Genomic DNA, 21615 nt, shown 5'->3' with positions numbered 1-21615 from the left:
ATGATTGGGAGCGGATCAAGGTAATTGTTTCGGGTGGTTGTTGCCTTGATATAAACATTATACGCAAAATGGACCTAAGAATCAAGATACTGTCACTCTCTTTATTTTAGCACCAAGGCTGTAATTCCCTGTACTTTGCCGTCAAATACGTTATCTGTAAGCAGATTCCGCTTTCCGGAAAGCGCCGGTAAGGAAATTGCATCTTCCTTGGCGTGGAACAGAATGGTCACTTCATCGTCTTCCAGACACCGGGTTACGCAGATGAGACCATCTTTGTCCCGGGCCTCCTCCGCTACCGTTTTGCCTCGGGTAATGGCAGGGATCTCCTTACGCACCCGCAGCAGCCGTTTGTACCAGGAAAGCATATCCTTGTCCTGTCGACTTTCGTCCCACAGCATACCCCGGCGGCAGTCCGGATCTTTGGCACCAGTCATAGCCACCTCGTCACCGTAGTAGATCATAGGCATACCTGGTGTCAGAAGTTGCAGCGCGGCACATAGCTTCTGCCTATCCTTATTTTCGCCACACAGATGGAGGATTCTTGCGGTATCGTGGCTGCCGATGAGGTTCCACATAAGATGATGAGCGGCGTTGTGGGTATTACCCCGCTGAAAGCCCATGACACCCAGAAAACCGGAGGCGGTCAGTGTCCCTTTAGCGGCGTAGTCAAGCACTGCCCGATAGAAGGGGTAGTTCATGACGCTGTCCCACTGGTCGCCCTGCAAAAAGTCCGGAGCGTGGTGCCACACCTCCCCCACAATCAGCGCCTGGGGAAATTCCGTCTTAATTTGTGTGCGGAAATACTGCCAAAAACCGTGGGAAATCTCGTCCGCCACATCCAGCCTCCACCCGTCTACTTTCGCTGTTCGCAGCCAGTAAAGCGCTACCTCTGTGAAGTAGTCCGCCGCGGCAGCGCAACGCAGATGTACCTTGGGCATGTCCCAGAAATAGCTGAAGCACTTGTAGTTGTGGCGCATGGGAATCGTACAAACCGGGAATTTATTAAAGTAATACCAGTCTTTATACCGGGAGTTTTCTCCCTTTTCTACCACATCCCTGAAGGCGAAAAACTCCGGGGAGGTGTGATTGAACACACCGTCCAGAATCACCCGCAGCCCCAGAGTGTGCGCCTTGTCCACCAGCATCACCAAATCATCGGTAGTGCCAAAGGTGGGGTCGATGGTGTAGTAATCGATGGTATCATACTTATGACAGGAGTTGGAGTAGAAGATGGGAGTTAGGTAGATCACATCCACTCCTAAGTCCGCGATGTAGGGAAGCTGCTGAATGATACCTTTCAGACTGCCCCCCAGCGCCGCATTGGCAGTGATGGGGGCCTGATACCAGATTTTGTCCTCCACTTCTTCGTGGCTGGCGAACCGGGAGGGGAATATCTGGTAGATAACTTTGTCGGATGCCCAGTCTGGAGCGAGGAAGCGTTCTTCTTCCCGGAGGGTCTGGGGGCAGTCAAACAGCCTCTCTATATCATCAGGGAGGGTGTCTGTAAATCCGCTGTTTGAGAAGAAGACCCGGTTACCCGCGTTGTCTTCCAGCTCAAAGCAGTAGCGCAGGCAGACTACCCTAAATTCCAACTCCACTTCGTAGTAGTCCCGAAGTCCGTCGCTGGCCACCCACTTCATGGGGGTAGTTTTACGGGTATCTCTGATCTTCAGGGGAAGGTACTTGTCCAGGGCATGAAGGGTCACGGACTTTATGTCGTCCTTTGCCGTCTGGAGCCGGAACAGAAATCTGCCCGGTTCCAGACAATAGCAGTATCTCTGGGTGGCTTCATGCCAAATAGCAGCATAATTCATAACATTACCTCATTTTCCGATACAAGTCTTAATATGTTCTTTCTATTTGCATTATACACTTGCCTATGGTATAATTCTCCTACAATTATACTGTATTTCTAACACGATCCTATTTTTCGGGAAGGAGGGGCCGCAAGTGGACGAAAGATTGCTTCACGAAACCAAAATTCACGGCACTGTAGAATTTCCCTTTGCAGTGTATCTGGGCCGGGTCCCAGAGTACATCACTGCATTTCCCCGCCATTGGCACGAGGAAGCGGAACTGATCTACGTAACCGCCGGCCGACTGAATGTATCGGTCTGGGTCCAGAACTACTTGCTGGGACCGGGGGATATTGTCATTGTTCTCCCTCACGCCATCCACGCTATCGAACAAGCCCAGTCCGAGAAGGCGGAGTATTATAATATTATGTTCATTTTTTCGCTTTTGGGGGAGGACCGTCTGGCAGAGAAGTATCTGAAACCCTTTTTGACACACGAAAAGAATGTCAATTGTATTGTAATTACATATTATAATGACAATGGGTTTTCTCCAATAATGCTTATAGAAAAAAAGATTCAAAAAACAATCATGATATGAGAAGCAGGCATGGTGTTTGCAAATATTTGGTTTTACTATTAAGAGGCTTTTTGCTGTATCGGTAAGCTCGCTTCATTTTCGATTTGGGGGGTATCGGAGCGTATGAGGCGTTTGGTTCGCCACCTGCCGTTCTTCCATCGCAGAAGCATCAATACACCGCGCACACATTCATCCGCAGCGAGAGCGATCCATAAACCGTAGATTCCCATACCGAAGACGACCGCGAATAAATACGAACCAAGCACGCTGAGAAGCCAGTTGGAAAAGATCGCGCACGCGGTCGGGAAATACACATCTCCCGCTCCCCGCATAGAGGCTATCATAACCAGATTTGTTGTCCTGCCAAGCTCCAAGATACAGTTCATTAAGATAATTTCGCTGCCGATGGAGATAATCTCAGGGTTATCGGTGAACAGTCCGATCAGCGGTTCCCTCAGTAATACACCGACACCGCAGACAGCAGCCATGAGCAGTAGAGCTGTACGATGAGACCGATAGCCTTGTCTGCAGGCTTCATCATACCTGCCTGCTCCGACAAGATGTCCGATCATGATCTGAGAAGCCTGTCCGATGGCAAGCGAGCAAAGATAAAACAGCATCGTGATGCTTTGAACATAGGTCTTGGCAATCAGCTCGTTTTCTGTCAGGAAGTTGAGCACAATGGAGGTGATAACCAGCTGAGAAAGATTATAGAGAAAGGTCTCAGCAGCCGACGGGATACCGACCTTCAGCATCGTCCCGAACTGTTTGAGCGGGAACGGAATCAGCATACGAAAGACAGCCGGCTTCTCGATCTTAGTGAACAGGATGATGACCAGGACCACACATCCGATCAATTGGCTGACGCCGGTTGCGATCGCTGCTCCCACAACTCCCGTACGAGGTACCAATATCAGATCCAGCGCCGTATTGAACAGATTCATTCCTGCAGAAACAAACATCGTGATCTTGGTGAGTCCGTGGTTGCGGATAATCACCGATACTGCGGTCATCACCGCTTGCAAAAAGATCGTACCGCCGACGATAGACAGATACTGACCGGCAAAGTCAAGCAGCTGACCTTCCGCGCCGATCAACATCAGCATAGGCTGCCGGAACAACAAAAAGAACACGCTGACAAGAATGCCGAATATCAATTGCAGTGCGATGGACAGCGCCGCTGTCAGTGAAGCGGACTCTCTTTTTCCCGCTCCTAGGTACTGAGAGATCATCACGGCGCTTGCGGTAGATATGATGTTGAAGATGATGGTAACGATAGATACAGTCTGATTTGCCGTGCCGACAGCGGAAGCCGCGAGATCATCATAAGAGCTGAGTATCAATACGTCGATCATGCCGAGCAGCATGAACAGCGCTGTTTCGATAAAGATCGGCCACGCCAAGCTGAACAACTTCATTTTTTTCATAACTTTACCTGATTTCTTCCATGATTTCGTTAAACCTACTTGTATTATACGATTATATGATGTATAATTCTTGCATAATATCACGATGATTTTAACACAAGACGATTGTGAGGCGATCAAATGTCAGCTTATCAGGAAACAAAGATCCACGGAACGCCCGGCTTTCCCTATATCGTTTATCCGGGGATCCTGCCCGAGCATATCAGCGGGATCCCCCATCACTGGCACGAGGAGATGGAGATCATCTATGTGACCGACGGCATGATCAGCGTATCCGTCGGCAACAACGAATACGCTTTGTCGGTCGGGGATATCATTCTTGTCCACCCTCAGACGATCCATGCGATCCGTCAGCACAATGGGGATTCGGCCATTTACTACAATATTCTGTTTCGGCTTTCGATGTTGGAGAACGCCGCCGACGATACCTGCCGGGAGAAATATCTGGAGCCGATCTACAATCGCAGGCTGTTGATGCCGGAATATCTGACGCCGGAGCATCCTCTGCACAGTCAGATCGAGCCCATCATCCGCAAGCTCACGACAGAACCGCATTATCAACGGTTCCATGAAGAACTGTTGATCAAAGCGAGAACTTTTGAGATGCTGCATAGGATCCTGCCCTTTTGTGAAAAGGCAGACATCGCTTCTGCCAATGAGGATATTGCTTATGAAAAGCTGAAACGGTCGCTGCTCTATCTTGAGGAGCACTACGCCGATAACATCACCGTCGAAGCTATCGCGGCTCAGAGCAATTACTCTGCCAGCCATTTTGCGAAGCTGTTCCGTCAACTGACCGGAGATTCCTTCACGCAATATCTGAAAAACTACCGTTTGGAGATGGCGGCGGTTCGGTTGCGCAACGAAAAAACAAAGATCTCGGAGATCGCTCTGTCATGCGGATTTTCTAATCTGTCTTACTTTTCGCGCGCTTTTTTTGAGAAATTCGGTCTCACTCCGTCCGACTACCGCAAAATCCCTGACCCCGGTACGAAAAGCATTGACAAAGAAGACGCCGTAGTAGGATAGAATTGATTGCATAAACATTGAAGACGAAACAGCTCTTGATAAAGCAGAATCAATTATGGCAAATACCAAAATGGCGCTGCTATACGATAGCGGCTTCTTCGATGTAATACATTATTCAGGAGCGAACGCCTGACAAGACGTTATATGTGTGAAATGAAAATAGCACCCCTCAAAATGAAAATGAGGGGTGTTTTTACTGTCGTTCATCGACCGCGATAAAAATTGTATCAAAGGTGAAGTGAAAAGCCAGAAACGCCTCACTGACGTGAGGCTCAATGAATAGTGAATAATGAATAGTGAATAGTGTATAATCAGATGAACCCTTAGGGCGTTTCTGGTGCATTATTCATTCTTCATTATTCACTATTCTTTATTCATTAAAAAGGGAACGAAGTTATGAAAGAAAATCCATTGCTTGAAAAATCTTTGTGTTTTGCAGCCCGAATCGTAAAGTTATATCAATACCTTTCCAATGAGAAAAAGGAAAGCGTTATCTCCAAACAAATCATATGGAGCGGTACTTCCATCGGAGCGAACGCCAACGAAGCCGCCTATGGCGTCAGTCAGGCGGATTTTATCTCTAAAATGCAGATTGCGCTGAAAGAAACCGCCGAAACAGAGTATTGGCTAAAACTTCTGTTGCTGTCTGATTATCTGGACGAAAAACTCGCGCAATCACTGATTAACGATTGCTTGGAGATCAAAAGGATTTTGATTGCTTCATTGAAAACCGCCAAAGAATCAAAATGATTTCGTGAGTTCAAGTCCCTGACGCAAATCCGCCGAAAAAAATCTTTTTTATACACATAGGACAAGCGAAGATAATCCGAACCTTCTCCCTGTCGGGGACGGGTTCGGATTTGTCTTTTTCTATGCTTATCCGAATTTCAACAGTAAGATTGGCAGATAAACATCTTTGAGATTTAAGGTATCATTTGTACCGAAAACATCCATCTTCTGAAATATTGTTTATTGATCATTTACAGATATTCAATCTAACAGCCTGAAAAAGAATATTGAATTTTATTCATAAAAATGCAGAAAGTCAAAGTTTTTTTATACTATATATATAGTTTTCTATTGACTTTTGGGTATTCCTGTGTTATCATTATAATAAATAATTGTAATCTTAAAACGGAAAAATAGATTCCTTATTTGTAGAAAACGGGGAAAAATAATGAAACCCAAAAGAAACAAAGAAGAGATCCGGGGACGCCCCCCTGATGAAAAAGCAAGAAATAACAAGGAGCCTCCAAAGCCCTTATCGACTAAGCGGCTCGCAATCAGCTTACTGATCAAAATCGCGGCGATCGTCCTTGCAGTATGGCTGGTTTTCATCTTCGTTCTCGGGCTCACGATCAACTACGGGAACAATATGCACCCTGCGGTCAACGACGGTGATCTGGTTATTTCGCTGAAGCTCCAGCGTCCGTATCTGAACGCTGCGGTGCTGTATAGGCACGATGGTAAGACCCGCACGGGAAGGGTCGTCGGGCTGGCCGGGAACGTCATCGAACTATCTGAGAACGGTGAATTGATCGTCAACGGTGCAATCGCGTCGGAGGACGTTTATTATCCGACCTATCAAGCGGAGAATTCGACCGTCCGCTATCCGTACACGGTCGAAGAAGGAAAGGCGTTTATCCTCAACGATTACCGGGAAGATACCGACGACAGCCGAACTTTCGGCGCGGTCGATTTGAGCGAGATCGACGGACCTCTTATTTTATCCCTACGCCGCAGGGGATTTTAGCGGCATAAATCAACAAATCCAATCCTGTAAAACAGGTGCAGATAAAACAGGTAAAAATTTTCTTAATTCATAACAAAAGGAGGAAATAATCATGAAAAGAAGATTTACATCAGCCCTGGTAATGCTTTTAGCTTTCGCACTGCTTATCGGCACTACCGCAATCACCGCTTCGGCGGAGACCACCTACACCCCCATCGGCGGTTCAACAACATTAGTTAAGAATCTTGTTGTTGATAAAGACGCAAATATCCCCGACATCACCTTCAACTACACCATCAGAAGAGGCACTCCGAAGGACGCAACCGCTACGACCATTGAGATCCTCGAGTCTCCTCTCGGCGGCGGAACTATCGGCACTGCTGTATTCTCAAATGCAGATACGGCAAACACGATCAACGGTATTCCGTCAGACGCTGACCCGACACAGCCGACCGCAGGCAAAAAGTACGCTCAAAAAACCGTTTCGATATCATTCCCTGTCGGTACATTTACAAAACCGGGCGTATACAGATTTGTTATCAACGAAACAAACAACAATTTGCCGGGCGTTACCTATGATTCAAACCCGACACGTTATCTGGATGTTTTTGTAGTTGCGGACGAAAACAACGTGCTCAGCGTTAACAGCTATGTTCTTCGTGATTCTGCAACAGACATCGGCACAAACGGCGAATATGTGGAGAATCCCGATGTTAAAAGCGCGGGTTACATCAACAGCCTTACACAGTATGACTTTAAATTCTCAAAGACCATCGCCGGTAATCAGGGTGACAAGAACAAGAGGTTCAATTTCACGCTCAACATCACAGGCGCTAACCCGGGTACATATCCCGTCATCACAAATGACGTAACGGGTAATCCTACATCTATTACTGTAGGCACAAACGGAACAGCGACCGGAGAATATTCCCTTACAAACGGCAGCACCGTTCAGGTCATCGGTCTTAACGCCGGCGCAGTCTGCACCGTTACGGAGGACGCCGAGGGCTACACTGCTACTCACAGCCTCGACAACGGCACAGCGGTTTCCGGTGATAGCTCGGGCGACGTCACTCTCAACAGCGACCACAGCGTTGCCTTTACCAATACCCGTGAAGGCATCATCCCGACGGGCGTTATTATGGCAATAGCACCGTTCGCAATCGGTATCTGCGTATTCGGCGCAATCATCATCTTCATTATTTGCAAAAGAAAAAGACGCAACTATTGATAACCGAAATTTTTGAAAATTGTTTTTTCAGCCGCGGCTGAAAGAAAAACGGATAAAGGGAAATATGAGCAGATTGGATTTATAGTCCAACCTGCTTGAATCCCTTTAGTGCGAATCCGTATTTTTCGCAGCGCAGCGGCAATAATCAGTCCAAGTTATTGCCGCTGCCTGAAAGACTTCCGACAGGTGAGATAATGTTACGAAAAAGCATAATTATTGCACATAAAAGTATAGACTATATTGTGTTGATTTCCGCGCTGCTGCTGTTTCTTATCTGCCTGTACGCAATGATTGACGCCTATATGGTTTACGCGGGCGCGAACGATTCAAACATAATGAAATACAAGCCCGCGGCAGGCAATACCGAAATACTGCGCGAGCTGTCAGGCGACGCGGTCGCGTGGCTCACGGTCGATAATACAAAGATCGACTACCCTGTGATGCAGGGTGAAACCAACTCGGAATACCTGAACAAAGATCCTTACGGTGAGTTCTCGCTGTCAGGCAGCATCTTTCTTGACAGCAGAAACGATAAAATGTTCAGCGACCCTTACTCACTGGTTTACGGTCACCATATGGAGTACGGAGCGATGTTCGGTTCTCTTGACGGATATGCCGACAGAGAATATTTTGACGCGCACAGAACAGGTACGCTGACCGTAATCAAAGGAGCAGAATACAAAATCACATTTTTTGCCTCGTGTAAAGCGCAGGCAACCGATAAGGTCATTTTTGACCCTCCCGAAAGCAGCAATCAAGCGCTGCTTGCATATCTGAAAAAACACGCTATCATATATGACCCGCGCGGAGTCAGCGCCGGCTCCAAGCTGATAGCGCTTTCCACCTGCCAATCTGCCGAAAGCTACGAGAGAATGATTGTTTTCGGAACATTAAACTAAACTGAAGTCAGGGATTAAGAATGAAGAAAATACTTACATTTTGCATTTTAATATTACTTGTTCCGGGCTTATTCGGGTTTACCGCGCACGCCTATGCGTATCAGCCCGTTAAGGCTGAGATAGAAGTCGAGGTCATCCTCGGCGGAACAGTAGCAATCATACCGAACGTTAACTGTCCGATCCCCGAAAAAACCGCGCTGACGCTGCAAGACGGCGAGATCGGAAGGTTTGATATAGATTTTGTCGAGCCGGGCGTTTTTGACTACACTGTTAAAACAGTCCCCGATGACAGAGATATCGAGTTTGACGACACGGTTTACAATATAAAGTTTTATGTGACCGACAATGACGGCAGGCTCGAAGCGACTGTGATCGCCTCAAAGGGTGAGGAAAAGTACAACCGCCTCATCTTTGTCAACACCGAAAAGGGCGGCGATGAACCGACTACCAATCCAACGGACTCAAGTGATAACGGCGGTTCGCCTCCCGACAAAAACAGAAATCCCAAGACAAACGACGATACCAGAATGGAGATATACTTTCTGTTCGCCATAATCGCGTCCGCCGGATTGCTTGCGCTGTCGATAGTGTATCTTATCGACACGCAGAAAATGATAAACAAGAAAAACAAAGAAGAAAATTAGCGCCATAACATATACATAACAAATCAGAAAGAAAGGATGGTTTGCGTATGTATCAGCTTAAAAAATCAATATCAGCAGCCGCACTGCGATTATCCTCCTTTATCATGGCTGTTTTACGCACCGCAAAGCATAATATCAACAGAGCGGTAACGTTCATCCTTGCCGTGATTCTTATGACGGGAAGCTTTGCCGGATACCTTACTCCTGTTGTTTCTGCCGCCGACGATGATCATTCTAACAGTTCAAACGATACCTCGGCTTCCTCAAGCTTTGCCGGCGAACCGAAAAAAGCCAAAACGAAGGCGCGCAAAGCGCCGTCCGGTCAGCTGAGATCGGCGCCGACCGGAGATGTGCTGCTCGACCGCTACATAACAAGTGTTGCCGCGTCAGGAACGACAAAGGTCGCAGATAATCTTTATCAGGCAACAGTTGAGCTCCAGTTCGTAATCGATACAGATCGCATTAGAGCAGTAACAAGCGCCGGAGATAAGTTCGTGTATGATCTCCCGGGAGAAGTGGTCCTCAATGAGGGTCTTATCAACGGCGGTCCGTACTATGCGTATCTGCGGGACAAGTATCCGCTTGAATTGGCGTTCACATACGAATTCAAATCTACCGACGACGGTCGTTACAGAATAGAAATCGTTTACGATGATAATTTTGTTCAGGACGCGATCGAAAGCGAAACCGCATTAATCAAAAGCTTTCTGAACTGCAGGTGTTGGATCAGATCGAGCGGCGGCGCCGGTCAAGATGGACTGAATATTGTCTTTACCGACAGCCAGACACTGCATATTCCGCCGGAGGATATCAATGAGGGTTATGATATCACGACGCAGAAGACAGGTTCTTACACTGCCAACGGCAAGCTTCGCTATGAGGTCACTGTCAGTTCCGTACACGGTACGCCGTCTGACATAGACGTTCTGGATACCTTTACGTATTCGGGCGGCGGAACAGTAAGCCCGCCGACAGAAATCTCGGTCGTAAAGCATAATGCGGACGGAACCATCGAAACCTCCGTTATCTCCACACAGGGACATATCAACGCTACTTCGCAGAACATATATAAGATATCGCTCAACCTGCTCCAGCTCGATGATAACGAGTATTATACTCTTGTATATGAATACGGTGTGACCGGTTTGCCGGATGAAAACGCGGCTGTTTCGGCATACAACACGCTTGAAGCCACCTCGACAGACAACCATGACACAACAACGGATTACGCGGATTATTTCATTTATAATAAGCAGCCCCAAAAGGTCGGAAAAGACGGTATTCCTTTCGGCGAATACATTCAGTGGTATATTTCCGTCAACGACCGCGGAAGCGATATTGCCGGAAAAGTCATTTATGACGACAGCTTTGCGGATGCGCGGAATGAAACGATCAACGGAACCAACGGCGTCTTCGTTCAGAGAGGATGGGCTGACGCGACGCTTGGCGTAGATTACGAGTTCGTTTACAATGATGATAGCGAGATCAAAGGCGTACGCTTCCTTCCGGCGGACGGAAGCACGCCAAACAACAACACCTACCACATTACCTATTATACCCTTCCCGACGTCGCGTACGGCGAGACCAAAGTCGTGCATAATGACGCGGAATTCGACGGTGATACCGCATCTTACGACGTTGTTGTTACTGGCGGCGATATTGATAAAACGGCAGACGGAGAACAGAGCCTCGGAAACGATCTGCACGAAATGAACTGGACGATCAACGTTCAGATTCCCGTGGGCGGCATTCAGTCCGGCACATCATTCTCCGACACGCTGAGCCCCGATACGCATTATATGACTCAGGCTCAGTATGACGCGCTTGTTTCTGAGCTTCAAACAGCCTGGGGTTCGAATGTGTCTGTCTCGCCTGTGAATACCGGAGACAAGATCACCGGATATACATTTACCGTCGGCACAGCCGGCAGCGAATATCTTTTTGATGACGATGACGGAATGGTGGAAAATATCACCTGGCAGTACCAGACCACCGGTGATATGAGCGGCAAAGTTTCGGAGTCGTTCGTCAATACGTTTACAGACGGACAAAAGACACTGCCGGTCATCAACAATATCAGCCCGAACGTTAAAAAGCTGAATGTGCAAAAGATCAGCGACTGGAACACGATCTTTTCGGAGAAGCCCTATTCTATCTCGCTTGATTATGAAGACGAAGACAAGTCTTTCGTCTGGATCGCGGAGATCACACCTACTTCGGGTTTGCAGCAGTATCGCGTTATAGACACGCTTCCGGAAGGGGTTGAACTGATTGGCGTCAAAGTGATGCCGGCTTCTTTGAACGCGTATAATTACGGGATGAATGACTACCTGGATAACTTATTGACAATTGATAACGGTCAGATTTCCGGAGAGATCGGCAATCTCTGGAACAGCAAGACATTGGCGTCCGGACAGCTCTCAACCTCCGCTGAAGGCAGACAAGTGGTTGACATTACGCTGACGGCAAACTCTCAGAGCTCCAATTTGTTCAGCAATACTTTCTATGTGATCTATTACTGTCAGCTCGCTGAAAAGGCGTGGCCTCAAAACGGTACGGTTCATCTTAAACTCAACAACACGGTACGTGTTCAGACAAACGGCGTTGATTATGGCGAGGCGAACAATCAGATCAATATTGACGCGACCAAAAAGGAAAAAATCGTTGACAAGACCGGCAGCTGGGACAAAAACCTGCATAGGCTCACCTATACGGTGGATATCAACCCGTCTGCCGAAAACCTTCTCACAGGCGTCGGCGGAACGGACGATCCCGAATGGCTGTCGCTTACGGATGTGCTTACGTATACGGCAAGGCAGGGAACGGGTACCGGAGAGGCTATCCTCAGCTTGAATTCCGTTAAACTAGAAAAAGAGGAAAACGGCGTCTGGTCCGAGCTGCATAATATACAATGGACTGCACATACCGAAACCGATTCCGTTGATCCGACCGTAAAGCATGCGTTCATCAAAATGCAGGTTCCCGACAGCACGCACCTGCGTCTGACTTACAGTTATCAGGTCAACAGTTCTATAGCCGACGGAATTACGCTTACCAACTCAGCGACGCTGGAAGGACACGGAGACGAGTCCGGAAATGACAACACGCATATTAAGGCTGAAGACTTTGATACCTTCGGTGAATCATCATTTGAGGAATTCTGGCTCATAAAAACTGACCAGGAAGACGGAAGACCGCTGCCCAATGCTGTCTTTACCGTATATACCTGGGATGCCGTTAACGGAGAGTGGGTCGCTACCCCCAAAACATACACAACAAACTCTGACGGAAAAATCACTATAAGGTTGAACGATGCATACGACAACGGAACAAAGGTATATCAAACGGACACTGCCTATTGTATCATGGAAACCAAAGCGCCTCCCGGGTATATCCTCCCGGATGATCCCCCGCCTTTCTATTTTTGGTTCAGTAAGAACGTTTCGGCTCCACACGATGCTCCGGATGACTTTATGCATACCGCCGCTGACATTTCAACCTCCAGCAATAGAATCGAAGCGAAAAATCAGCGCGATCACGATGCCATTCCTGCGGAACTGACGATAACCAAAACCGTTACCGGCTCTATGGGTGACAAAACCAAAGAATTTGTGTTTACGCTGACTGTTGAGGGCGCGAATGTTACCGATGAATACGCCTGGACTAAAAACGGCGTCCAGCAAAACAAACCGCTGCACAACAACTCGACGTTTACCCTCAGGAACGGCGACGTCGTAAAGATCATGCTGCCGGTGAAAAAGAATATTACGATACGGGAAAACAGTCTGGATTATACTGTGAGCATGAAGCTTAATGATGATGCCGCGACTGCGGGCAATACCAAGACCTTCCGGCTTAGTGATAACGCAACGCTCGCCGTAACAAATGATCGTGACACTATCGTTCCGACAGGTGTGTTTCATGTGACGGACATCATGACAGTCGTTATGATCGCGGTATTCTGTCTGCTCATTTTTCTGTTTATTCTCCTACGGCGCAAATACTACGAAGGATCCAAAGCATAGCTGCCGATCCTTACAGAGGTTTTGCTGATGAAAAAAGCCAAAGCAAAAAACATCATACTTGTTTTGCTTGCCGTGCTGTGTGTCGCAGTGCTGTTGTATACGCTTTATCAGGGCTTGATCATCTACATCCCTCAAAAGCAGGAACAACAGCGTTTTGACGAGCTGAAGCAGATTGTCGAACGTGAGCGTGAAGAAAGCAGCGCCCCTGTACAGACAAAGCCGACCGGGGACGATACGCAACCTGTCTATACAGAAGAGGAAAATCCTGCGGTATATTCCGATATCGTGAGGATCAACGATGATTTCAGGGGCTGGCTGAGGATAGAGGATACGATCATAGACTATCCCGTGGTCAAGTCCTCGGAGGACGACCCCGAATACTATCTTCACCGCGATTATGATAAGAACTATTCCTTTTCCGGGACGCCTTTCATCGGCGCCGGCGCGGACGAAAACTCAGACGCGTTTGTCATCTATGCCCATAATATGAACAACGGTACGATGTTCGGCACCCTTGATTTTTACGCAGATAAAGAATGGGCTGAGCAACACCCGTACATCCATTTTGACACTGCGAACGAAGACCGTGTTTATCGTGTTTTTGCCGCGTTTCAAACCACCATCGGCGGCGAGAACGAGTTCAAATACAATGAAAGAGCAGGTAAACTCAACGATGTAGAGTATACGGCGTTCGTAAAGGATATCAAAGAGGCTTCCGTCATGGATACAGGCGATCGACCTGTAAAGAAATCGCAGATCATGATGCTTTCGACCTGTAGTTACCACGCCGAAAACGGACGCTTTGTAGTCGCCGCGTATCGCGTGTGAGGACTTTTTGCAATCTTACAATTGACAGTAAAATTTTTGAACTTCCTGTTGAAATCTGAACCCCAGAGGATTCGGACATCAACAGGAAGTTTTATTTTTGCCAGATTTTATGCGGCTATTCTGACAGCTCTTATGGAGTTTTTATTTGGACACAAAAACCAAAATCGCGTAAAAACGAAATCGAAAAACGTAAAAAGAATGAATCCGAACCCTTGTTTGTCCGGATTCTACTCGGCATTTTCCGCTTGTTTACTGAAATATTCCGCTTCCTTCCGAGACGGAGTCTTGTATTTGTTCTTTGAGTGAGGACGCTCATCGTTATAAAACCGAATATACTCCTCTATACCATTTCTGAATTCTTTTTCAGAAATTTACCTTGCGAAAGCACAGCTGATATGTTAAAATGAAAACAGAATAAATCACCAAAAAATATACGAGGAGGATTACCAATGAAGCCTTTATCGCCCAAAACCTTGGAAAGAAAATACGCTGAGCTTGGTCTGTCAAAAGCCAAAATTGATTTACTGCGCAACTATTTTCTCTGCTTCGCCAATCTGTATGGTATGCTGGAGGTACGGGAGGCGTGGGATGTTTTCAAGCATTACGAAGGAAACAAAATACGCAAAAAGGATTTCATTGCCTTTTCCGGTATCGTTCAAAGAGAGCCTGACCTACCGTTTTCGGTATTGGAGCTTAACGAGGTTTTCACCGACGAACCTGCCGGAAAACCCGATATGCGTCTCATTGTCAACAATGACCTGATCGGTTTAGGATACGGAAAATATGAACAAATATATCGTTTGTCAGACATGGCTGTTGACAAACCGCTTTGGCTTCCTGACAGTAAAGATGAACTGTTCGAGTTTCATATCGACCGTTTCTATCTTTCAGAGGAAGGTAAGAAAATGGCAGAATTTTTGAGCGATTTGAAATCAGACGGTGTATTCAAAATGCACGGCGGCAAAACCACTGAGATCCGTGATATCGAAGGCAACCCGGTTAAAGGCAAACGCCTGTCAGATTTTGTGTTTTACACGCATCTTGAACAGTTTGAGATTGATTATTACAAAAGAGAATCGAAGAAAGGAACCCTGCGGCAACTGTTTAAGGAAACTGCACTAAAAAAGCTGATGGATTATATTCGCATGAATCTTCAAATCGGAAACCAGTTTTATAATAGTGTAGCTGATGATTTAGATTATACTCTGAAATTTATGGAAGAAGAGTTGGGAGTCACGCTGACCGAAAAGCAACTTGAACAATTTATCGAGCTTTTCACCAACTTAAACAATCGCAGCCACCTTTGGCAGAACTGCGGTTGGAAACCCGACGATTTTTCCGTGCGGCAAACAGTGGTATGCCAAAGAGCGTTTCAATAGGCGCCAATCTTCAAAATCTTTTTGACAGCGGTGAGCTGGACAGGGATGAATTTGAGGAAGGTTTACGGAAAATGGGCATCGAACTGATTCAGTAACCAAAATAAAATTTCCGCGAAAAAGACGTTAATCCCATACTGAAACAAATAAGAATTAGGAGAAATTTTCCATGAAAAAACAAATCAAAACAACCGAAGCCATCTTTCCGATGCCGGTACTGCTGATCGCCACCTTCAACGAAGACGGAACTGTCAATGTGATGAACGCCGCATGGGGCACCATGGTCAGCCGTGATATCGTTGCGCTTAACCTGACTGAAACACACACCACTGTTCAGAACATAAAGGCGCGCAAGGGCTTTGTCGTCCATATAGCAGACGCGAAGCACGTAACCGAGGCGGACTGGTTCGGCGTTGTCCACGGCAGTAATGAGCCGGATAAATTCGCAAAATCCGGTATGAGCTATGAAAAATCCGCGCTGGTGGATGCACCTGTTATCAATGAACTGCCCGTTGCTATGGAATGCGAGTTTATGGAGTATCAGGACGGAGACACCGAGTTGGGCGTTATCGGAAAGGTACTGCGCACCTCTGTTGAGGAAGCAAATATAAAAGACGGCAAGGTGGACGTTGACTCCCTTGAAGCGATCGCCTTTGACCCGTACACCCACGGTTATTATAAGGTCGGCGGCAGAGTCGGTAACGCATTCAAAGACGGACTGAAACTGAAATGAAAAAACCTCCGACTTGTCTGTAACTAACAGAGAACAGTTAGAGAGGAAGATATGCGCGGCGATTTGTCAGCGGACAGAGCAGGGGAAAACCCTGAGATATCCGTCACACTTGAACAGCTTGCCAATCAAATCAATTCCTCCCGTGAGGTAGTTTCCGGAACATTAAAGAACATGGAAAAGCAAAATATTGTTCGCCTCAGAAGAGGAAGAATCACGATTCTGAACCAAAAAGAATTAACGCGGCTGCGTTAAAATATTGAATGGAGGTATCCAGTTATGAAATTCTACATTTGCAAAACCTGCGGAAAAATCATTGCAATCGTCAAAGACGCCCCTGTACCGACAATGTGCTGCGGTCAGAAGATGGAAGAAATCGTTCCCGGCACCACGGATGCTGCGGTCGAAAAACACATCCCTGTTTTTGAGGTCAAAGATCAAAGGGTATTTGTCACTGTTGGCGAAGTTGCTCACCCTATGATTCCCGAGCACTACATTGAGTGGATCGCATTGGAAACAACGGGCGGCCGCCAGCGTAAAACGCTGTCTCCTTCCGATGAACCGAAAGCCTGTTTCGCGCTTTGCGAAGGAGAAGAAGTCACAGCAGTATACGCCTACTGCAATCTTCACAGTCTTTGGAAAGCATAATAAGGAGGAACTAAAATGGCAAACAAATATGCTGGCACACAAACAGAAAAGAATCTTGAAGCCGCGTTCGCCGGTGAGTCACAGGCGAGGAACAAATACACCTACTTTGCCTCAAAAGCAAAGAAAGAGGGCTATGAGCAGATCGCCGCATTGTTCCTGAAAACAGCCGATAACGAAAAAGAACACGCCAAGCTGTGGTTCAAGGAACTGAACGGGATCGGTGACACCGCAGAAAACCTAAAAGCAGCTGCTGAAGGCGAGAACTACGAGTGGACGGATATGTATGAAGGCTTTGCCGAGACCGCCGAGGCGGAGGGCTTCCCGGAGCTTGCCGCAAAGTTCAGACTGGTCGCCGAAATTGAAAAGCACCATGAAGAACGTTACCGCGCACTGCTCAAAAATGTCGAAACCGCTCGGGTATTTGAAAAGAGCGAGGTCAAAGTTTGGGAATGCCGTAACTGCGGTCATATCGTCGTCGGCACTCAAGCCCCTGATATTTGTCCGACCTGTAATCATCCGCAAAGTTTCTTTGAGCTTCACGCCGAAAACTATTGATAAAAAAGCTATCTGCCTGTTGAGCCCCGAAATCTCAAATCCGGTTATCAACAGGCAGTTGTCGTATACCATAGCAAAAAGATTTCGGGGGTTCAAGTCCCTGACGCAAATCCGCCAAAAAAATCTTTTTTATCCGGATAGGACAAGCGAAGATAATCCGAACCTTCTCCCTGTTGGAGACGGGTTCGGATTTGTCTTTTTTCGATAGCAAATCCTCCATCACACCACAAAACTCCAAGCCCCGGACGGTCAAAACACTGCTTGCTTTTTTTATTTTCCCAACAATCCGCCTGCTCTCCCGAAAATCCGCCAATTACTTTGGCAAAAATAAAATTTTTTCAAAAAATCTTTCGTCAATAATAAACGAAGGGACCCGGCAGCAACCGTCTCCCTTTTATAAATCGCGCGATGGCGCAAAAGGAGGAACTATTTTGAAAAAATTAACCAAAAGGGCGGCAAGTCTGCTTGTTGCCGCCGCCATGTGTGTGCCTGCCGTCACCTCGGCTGCGGCGGCTGAGGGCGTGGACTACGACGATTACTACTGTACGAAGGTGGAGTTAAACTACCTCGAAATATCCGCCTATGGAAACGGGGAGTACCATGTCTATAATTGGGGTTTAGCTTACCAGTACGACGATGACACGCTTCTATCCATGATAAGCGGCTCTGCCACATGGGAATCATATGAGGGCACGGACGAATTTACGGAAACCTTTGATAACCTTGCCGCGTATGCCGCGCAGCACGACAATTATGTTGGTTTTTCGGGATCCCCCTGTTACCAAAAAGACGGGATTGACGTGGAAATGTGGTGCAGCGATATGACATTCATAACGGATAACCTGCACATCACGCTGAAACCGACTCAGCCGCTTGTGACCGATCTCACCGTCAAGGACTGCGAAATCGTCAAGGGCTCCTATGAATTGAAGCCGGACTTTTCGTTTACCTTAGCCGACGGCACAACCTGCCATCGGGGAGACAGCATCTTTCGCACAGAAGGTGAAGTCGAAGGCGAATCCTATTACGTCAATCCTCTGGAGTTCGATTTCGGCGGCAAAGACATATCTGAGCTGGAGATCGGCACATACACCGTGACCGCAAGGGTGCTGGACGCGGAAACCACCTTCCGCCTCACGGTCAAGGAGCAGCCTGATATCGCAGACATAACGTTTGAAAATTTGACATTTGACGAGCTGCTCGACAAGAAAACAGACCTGCGCATGAGCGAGATTCGCTTTGTCGACGGCACGTCCGTCAAACCGATAATTCCGCTCCAATTTGACTGGCAAAGCATCAAGGGGTTTGATTATTCCCCGTCAAAAATGGCAACCAGTCTGTACTTGGATATCACCGTGGACGACGACCCGTGGACAATCGGCGAGCATCCGCTGACCATCCGACACGGCAGCTTTTGCAAGACCTACACCTACCGCGTGGAGCCCTCTGTCATCAAGAGCATTGTGGCGGACGATCTGGTGCTGTCTGAGGCTGAAAGCGTGCCGACTGAATCTTACGGAAGCAACGATGAGATAACGTACTTCAACCGCTTCTGCTATTATCGTCCGCGCATCACCATCACCTTACAAGACGGTACAACACAGGTAATTCCCGAGAATCACGACGCTTCGGACTGGGATATTGACGATGCAGTATTCCAATGGATTTCAATTGAGGATGACCAGAGCGCCGAAAACCCGTGGACGGTCGGCGAGCATACCGCGACCGCCTATCTGAGCACCGAAAGAAGCGAAGAGTCGGTGGAGGTGCCGTTCAAGGTGATTGTCACCAAGAGTCCGGTCACGTCGATTACCGTGGACGATATAACCGTCGGTTACGAAAGCTTTGTCTCCGGTGCTACGGGCACCTACTATGAAATCAATCCCAAGGTTAACGTGCAAATGGAGGACGGCACAACCGCTGTCCTGTCGCCCAATGAAGTCTTTACATGGCAGAACCGCGACTACACGATTTCTCTGTCAGATATGAATGACATGGACTATACATCAGAAAAATACCGCCTGTCCCCTGATGCCTACGGCGTACACATTCTCCACGCGCATTTTATGGGCAAAACCGTGCCGTTCAAGGTCACGGTCAACGGAATCCAATCCATCCGTCTGGACAACATTGCCTATCAAGACTACCGCTATACCATCACCTATACCGCACAGAAAACAGACGACACCGTCTGCACCGGCAGTTTTTCCATCCCACAGCCTGCGCAGTTCGATGAATGTACAATATTTGATAAAACCCTTGGTTCGGTCACTCTGGCATATGACGACACATACGCACTGCGCATAGGCGCCCACCGGATACCGCTCACCACAGGCGAGACATTTCGCCTGTACAGCGAGCTCGGCGACGCAGACGGCAACGGCAGTGTGGATATTCAGGACGCCACCTTCATTCAAAAAGGTCTTGCGGAGTTCGACGACGTATCTCTCAACAGAAACGAATACCCCGAAAGGTTTTATGCCGCCGACGTCAACCGCAACGGAAAGATTGACATTGGCGACGTCACCGCACTTCAAAGGATGATTGCTTTGTAAGGGCAAGCCGCGGCGCTTGACTTTGCCGGATGGCGGTGATATGATAGTGACAACGAAACAGGACGGAAAGGAGAAACCGCTATGGATAACCGGGAGCTAAAGGAGCTGCTGACCGCGCTGGCTGAGGGACAAAGCGCCGACTGGAACGCGCTGTTTTGTGAAATCGAGCCGACAATCAAAGCCATCTGCACCGACTTTTTTTCCGGTGCGGACATCGCGGAGGACGCGGCGCAGGACGTTTGCCTGATGGTCTACCGCAAAACTGCGCTGATTGCCGCGTCGGACGCGCCGCTGCAATATATCAAGCGAATGACGCACAACCACTGCGTCGATTTGTACCGCCGCGACAAAAAACAAGCCGCCCTGAACGACACAGAGCAGATTGACGAGACGGTGGTCGCGGAGCCGCACGGCAAAAGCGATCCGCAAACCCGGTTTGTCTCGGGCGTCAGCGATACGGTCGCCGAGATGATCGCCACCCTGCCTGCCGCCCAGCAGGAGGTGCTCCGCCTGAAATATAACGAGGACTTGTCCATTCGGGAAATCGCGCAGCGCTTGCAGCTGCCGGAGGGCACCGTCAGCTCCCGCCTGTACTACGCGCACCACGCCATCGAAAAAAAGGTGCTCCAATACGAAAAGAAGCACCGTATCAAGCTGCGGCTCAAAATTCCGTTCGCGCTGCTGCCGTGGCGGCGGCTTTCGCAAAAGCTTTTGCTCCAATCGTCCACGGTTACCGGGAGCACTTCCGCAGCGGACGCCGCCAAGCAGTCCGCGGTCGCGGCAATGGCGGTTGTCACCGGCGCGGCGGCTCTCGGAACAGGCTTGACGCATACGGACTTTACGCCGCAGCCGCAGCCAAGAACCATCGTGCAGGAACAGGACACGCCCGATACGCCCGACCGCCAAGCGACTGTGGCGGCAGCGGAGGGCGGCGCCGCAGAAAACAAGACCGTCTATCAGGACGAAAACATCCTGCTGACACACAACACGACCGTGCCGCGCGACATTGTCGTGACGGACACATGCTATCAGGTTGCGACCGCGCCGCCGGAAGAAGCCGCCACGGAACCGGCAGCGCCGCACACGCCGCGCTTTGTCGGCGAAAAGTACAACGACACGCTGCTGCATGATGGGCGGCTGACAGTGGAGGACGTTGTGTTCAACATACCGGCGGAATGGGTCGAAAACGTCAACGTGGAGCCGGTTAACAAAATATTTTTCAGCGGAAAACGCCGCTACTGCAAGGGCTATACCGTGTATGACAGCGAGCTCTACGCCTATCCGGCATTGCAGTCCGAGACATACGCGCTGTGCAAGCTCTTTGTCACCGACTGTCCGCCGGAAAACGCCTATTATCCGGCGGAAAACCTGCTCGGCAGCTGCGAGGTCGGCGGCGAACCGGCGTGGCTGTATTTGCAGCCGCTGTACAGCATACACCCTATCGCGTACCGCATACCGCCGGAGACCCTCGCCGGCGCAATCGGGGGAATGGTTGACCGCATCGAAGCGGTGCATTTGGATTTATACAATAAGGAAACTGCCCTCGCGCAGCTGAACAGGTGA

General features: G+C 48.4%; 19 protein-coding genes. 16 read left to right on the top strand and 3 right to left on the bottom strand.

Features of this window, described 5'->3' with window-relative positions:
* Nucleotides 1-101: 101 nt before the first annotated feature.
* Nucleotides 102-1814, bottom strand: a complete 1713-nt coding sequence (locus AB1I49_RS01315; protein ID WP_407721201.1) for a glycoside hydrolase family 13 protein — start codon at nt 1812-1814, stop codon at nt 102-104.
* A 136-nt stretch (nt 1815-1950) separates the two neighbouring features.
* On the opposite strand from AB1I49_RS01315, the gene AB1I49_RS01310 reads away from it, so the two are divergent.
* Entirely contained in the window at nt 1951-2394 is a 444-nt protein-coding gene (locus tag AB1I49_RS01310; protein ID WP_407721200.1) for an AraC family ligand binding domain-containing protein, read from the top strand.
* 38 nt (nt 2395-2432) lie between these two features.
* Here AB1I49_RS01310 and AB1I49_RS01305 read toward each other — a convergent pair whose 3' ends face one another.
* On the bottom strand, nt 2433-3776 hold the full coding sequence (locus AB1I49_RS01305; RefSeq protein ID WP_407721199.1) for an MATE family efflux transporter: 1344 nt from the start codon (nt 3774-3776) through the stop codon (nt 2433-2435).
* Nucleotides 3777-3920: 144 nt separating this feature from the next.
* Here AB1I49_RS01305 and AB1I49_RS01300 point away from each other — a divergent pair, with 144 nt between their 5' ends.
* The 8 genes from AB1I49_RS01300 to AB1I49_RS01265 all read left to right on the top strand — a co-directional run bounded on the left by AB1I49_RS01300 (nt 3921) and on the right by AB1I49_RS01265 (nt 14188).
* Nucleotides 3921-4829, top strand: a complete 909-nt coding sequence (locus AB1I49_RS01300; RefSeq protein WP_405318265.1) for a helix-turn-helix transcriptional regulator — start codon at nt 3921-3923, stop codon at nt 4827-4829.
* 396 nt (nt 4830-5225) lie between these two features.
* A complete protein-coding gene (locus AB1I49_RS01295; protein ID WP_405318264.1) occupies nt 5226-5579 on the top strand; it encodes a four helix bundle protein in 354 nt (117 codons plus the stop codon).
* Nucleotides 5580-6006: 427 nt separating this feature from the next.
* A complete protein-coding gene (gene lepB, locus AB1I49_RS01290) occupies nt 6007-6582 on the top strand; it encodes a signal peptidase I (RefSeq protein WP_407721198.1) in 576 nt (191 codons plus the stop codon).
* 91 nt (nt 6583-6673) lie between these two features.
* Nucleotides 6674-7792: a DUF7601 domain-containing protein gene (locus AB1I49_RS01285; RefSeq protein WP_407721197.1), complete on the top strand. Its 1119-nt coding sequence runs from the start codon at nt 6674-6676 to the stop codon at nt 7790-7792.
* A gap of 194 nt (nt 7793-7986) precedes the next feature.
* Entirely contained in the window at nt 7987-8691 is a 705-nt protein-coding gene (gene srtB, locus AB1I49_RS01280; protein ID WP_407721195.1) for a class B sortase, read from the top strand.
* Nucleotides 8692-8711: 20 nt separating this feature from the next.
* Nucleotides 8712-9335, top strand: coding sequence for a Spy0128 family protein (locus AB1I49_RS01275; RefSeq protein WP_407721194.1), 624 nt, complete (start codon nt 8712-8714; stop codon nt 9333-9335).
* 47 nt (nt 9336-9382) lie between these two features.
* Nucleotides 9383-13360: a DUF7601 domain-containing protein gene (locus AB1I49_RS01270; RefSeq protein ID WP_407721193.1), complete on the top strand. Its 3978-nt coding sequence runs from the start codon at nt 9383-9385 to the stop codon at nt 13358-13360.
* 27 nt (nt 13361-13387) lie between these two features.
* Nucleotides 13388-14188 (top strand): class B sortase, encoded by an 801-nt coding sequence (locus AB1I49_RS01265; protein ID WP_407721192.1) that lies wholly within the window; start codon nt 13388-13390, stop codon nt 14186-14188.
* 227 nt (nt 14189-14415) lie between these two features.
* Here AB1I49_RS01265 and AB1I49_RS01260 read toward each other — a convergent pair whose 3' ends face one another.
* Nucleotides 14416-14559 carry an integrase core domain-containing protein gene (locus AB1I49_RS01260; protein WP_143001687.1) on the bottom strand — a complete coding sequence of 48 codons (144 nt, stop codon included), beginning with the start codon at nt 14557-14559 and terminating at the stop codon, nt 14416-14418.
* 78 nt (nt 14560-14637) lie between these two features.
* Here AB1I49_RS01260 and AB1I49_RS01255 point away from each other — a divergent pair, with 78 nt between their 5' ends.
* The 7 genes from AB1I49_RS01255 to AB1I49_RS01225 all read left to right on the top strand — a co-directional run bounded on the left by AB1I49_RS01255 (nt 14638) and on the right by AB1I49_RS01225 (nt 21615).
* Nucleotides 14638-15567, top strand: a complete 930-nt coding sequence (locus AB1I49_RS01255; protein WP_407721191.1) for a hypothetical protein — start codon at nt 14638-14640, stop codon at nt 15565-15567.
* Nucleotides 15568-15733: 166 nt separating this feature from the next.
* Nucleotides 15734-16297, top strand: a complete 564-nt coding sequence (locus AB1I49_RS01250) for a flavin reductase family protein (protein WP_407721190.1) — start codon at nt 15734-15736, stop codon at nt 16295-16297.
* Nucleotides 16298-16348: 51 nt separating this feature from the next.
* A complete protein-coding gene (locus AB1I49_RS01245) occupies nt 16349-16549 on the top strand; it encodes a helix-turn-helix domain-containing protein (RefSeq protein ID WP_407721189.1) in 201 nt (66 codons plus the stop codon).
* A 24-nt stretch (nt 16550-16573) separates the two neighbouring features.
* Nucleotides 16574-16942 (top strand): desulfoferrodoxin family protein, encoded by a 369-nt coding sequence (locus AB1I49_RS01240; RefSeq protein WP_407721187.1) that lies wholly within the window; start codon nt 16574-16576, stop codon nt 16940-16942.
* A 15-nt stretch (nt 16943-16957) separates the two neighbouring features.
* The gene (rbr, locus tag AB1I49_RS01235) at nt 16958-17497 is read left to right on the top strand and encodes a rubrerythrin (protein WP_407721186.1); all 540 of its coding nucleotides are present in this window, start codon (nt 16958-16960) and stop codon (nt 17495-17497) included.
* A 431-nt stretch (nt 17498-17928) separates the two neighbouring features.
* Entirely contained in the window at nt 17929-20052 is a 2124-nt protein-coding gene (locus AB1I49_RS01230; protein WP_407721185.1) for a dockerin type I repeat-containing protein, read from the top strand.
* Between the two features lie 81 nt (nt 20053-20133).
* Nucleotides 20134-21615: an RNA polymerase sigma factor gene (locus AB1I49_RS01225; protein WP_407721184.1), complete on the top strand. Its 1482-nt coding sequence runs from the start codon at nt 20134-20136 to the stop codon at nt 21613-21615.

Source organism: Ruminococcus sp. NATIVEDY160 (genome assembly GCF_045819885.1).
GTDB lineage: Bacteria > Bacillota > Clostridia > Oscillospirales > Acutalibacteraceae > Ruminococcoides.
The sequence above is the reverse complement of the archived record's forward strand: the minus strand, read 5'-3'. Positions and strand labels throughout refer to the sequence as shown.

Coding starts and splice junctions, on each gene's coding strand:
- AB1I49_RS01270 (WP_407721193.1), top strand. CDS start 9,383: ATGTATCAGCTTAAAAAATCAATATCAGCAGCCGCACTGCGATTATCC.
- AB1I49_RS01275 (WP_407721194.1), top strand. CDS start 8,712: ATGAAGAAAATACTTACATTTTGCATTTTAATATTACTTGTTCCGGGC.
- lepB (WP_407721198.1), top strand. CDS start 6,007: ATGAAACCCAAAAGAAACAAAGAAGAGATCCGGGGACGCCCCCCTGAT.
- AB1I49_RS01245 (WP_407721189.1), top strand. CDS start 16,349: ATGCGCGGCGATTTGTCAGCGGACAGAGCAGGGGAAAACCCTGAGATA.
- AB1I49_RS01300 (WP_405318265.1), top strand. CDS start 3,921: ATGTCAGCTTATCAGGAAACAAAGATCCACGGAACGCCCGGCTTTCCC.
- AB1I49_RS01285 (WP_407721197.1), top strand. CDS start 6,674: ATGAAAAGAAGATTTACATCAGCCCTGGTAATGCTTTTAGCTTTCGCA.
- srtB (WP_407721195.1), top strand. CDS start 7,987: ATGTTACGAAAAAGCATAATTATTGCACATAAAAGTATAGACTATATT.
- AB1I49_RS01255 (WP_407721191.1), top strand. CDS start 14,638: ATGAAGCCTTTATCGCCCAAAACCTTGGAAAGAAAATACGCTGAGCTT.
- AB1I49_RS01250 (WP_407721190.1), top strand. CDS start 15,734: ATGAAAAAACAAATCAAAACAACCGAAGCCATCTTTCCGATGCCGGTA.
- AB1I49_RS01225 (WP_407721184.1), top strand. CDS start 20,134: ATGGATAACCGGGAGCTAAAGGAGCTGCTGACCGCGCTGGCTGAGGGA.
- AB1I49_RS01240 (WP_407721187.1), top strand. CDS start 16,574: ATGAAATTCTACATTTGCAAAACCTGCGGAAAAATCATTGCAATCGTC.
- AB1I49_RS01295 (WP_405318264.1), top strand. CDS start 5,226: ATGAAAGAAAATCCATTGCTTGAAAAATCTTTGTGTTTTGCAGCCCGA.
- rbr (WP_407721186.1), top strand. CDS start 16,958: ATGGCAAACAAATATGCTGGCACACAAACAGAAAAGAATCTTGAAGCC.
- AB1I49_RS01265 (WP_407721192.1), top strand. CDS start 13,388: ATGAAAAAAGCCAAAGCAAAAAACATCATACTTGTTTTGCTTGCCGTG.
- AB1I49_RS01315 (WP_407721201.1), bottom strand. CDS start 1,814: ATGAATTATGCTGCTATTTGGCATGAAGCCACCCAGAGATACTGCTAT.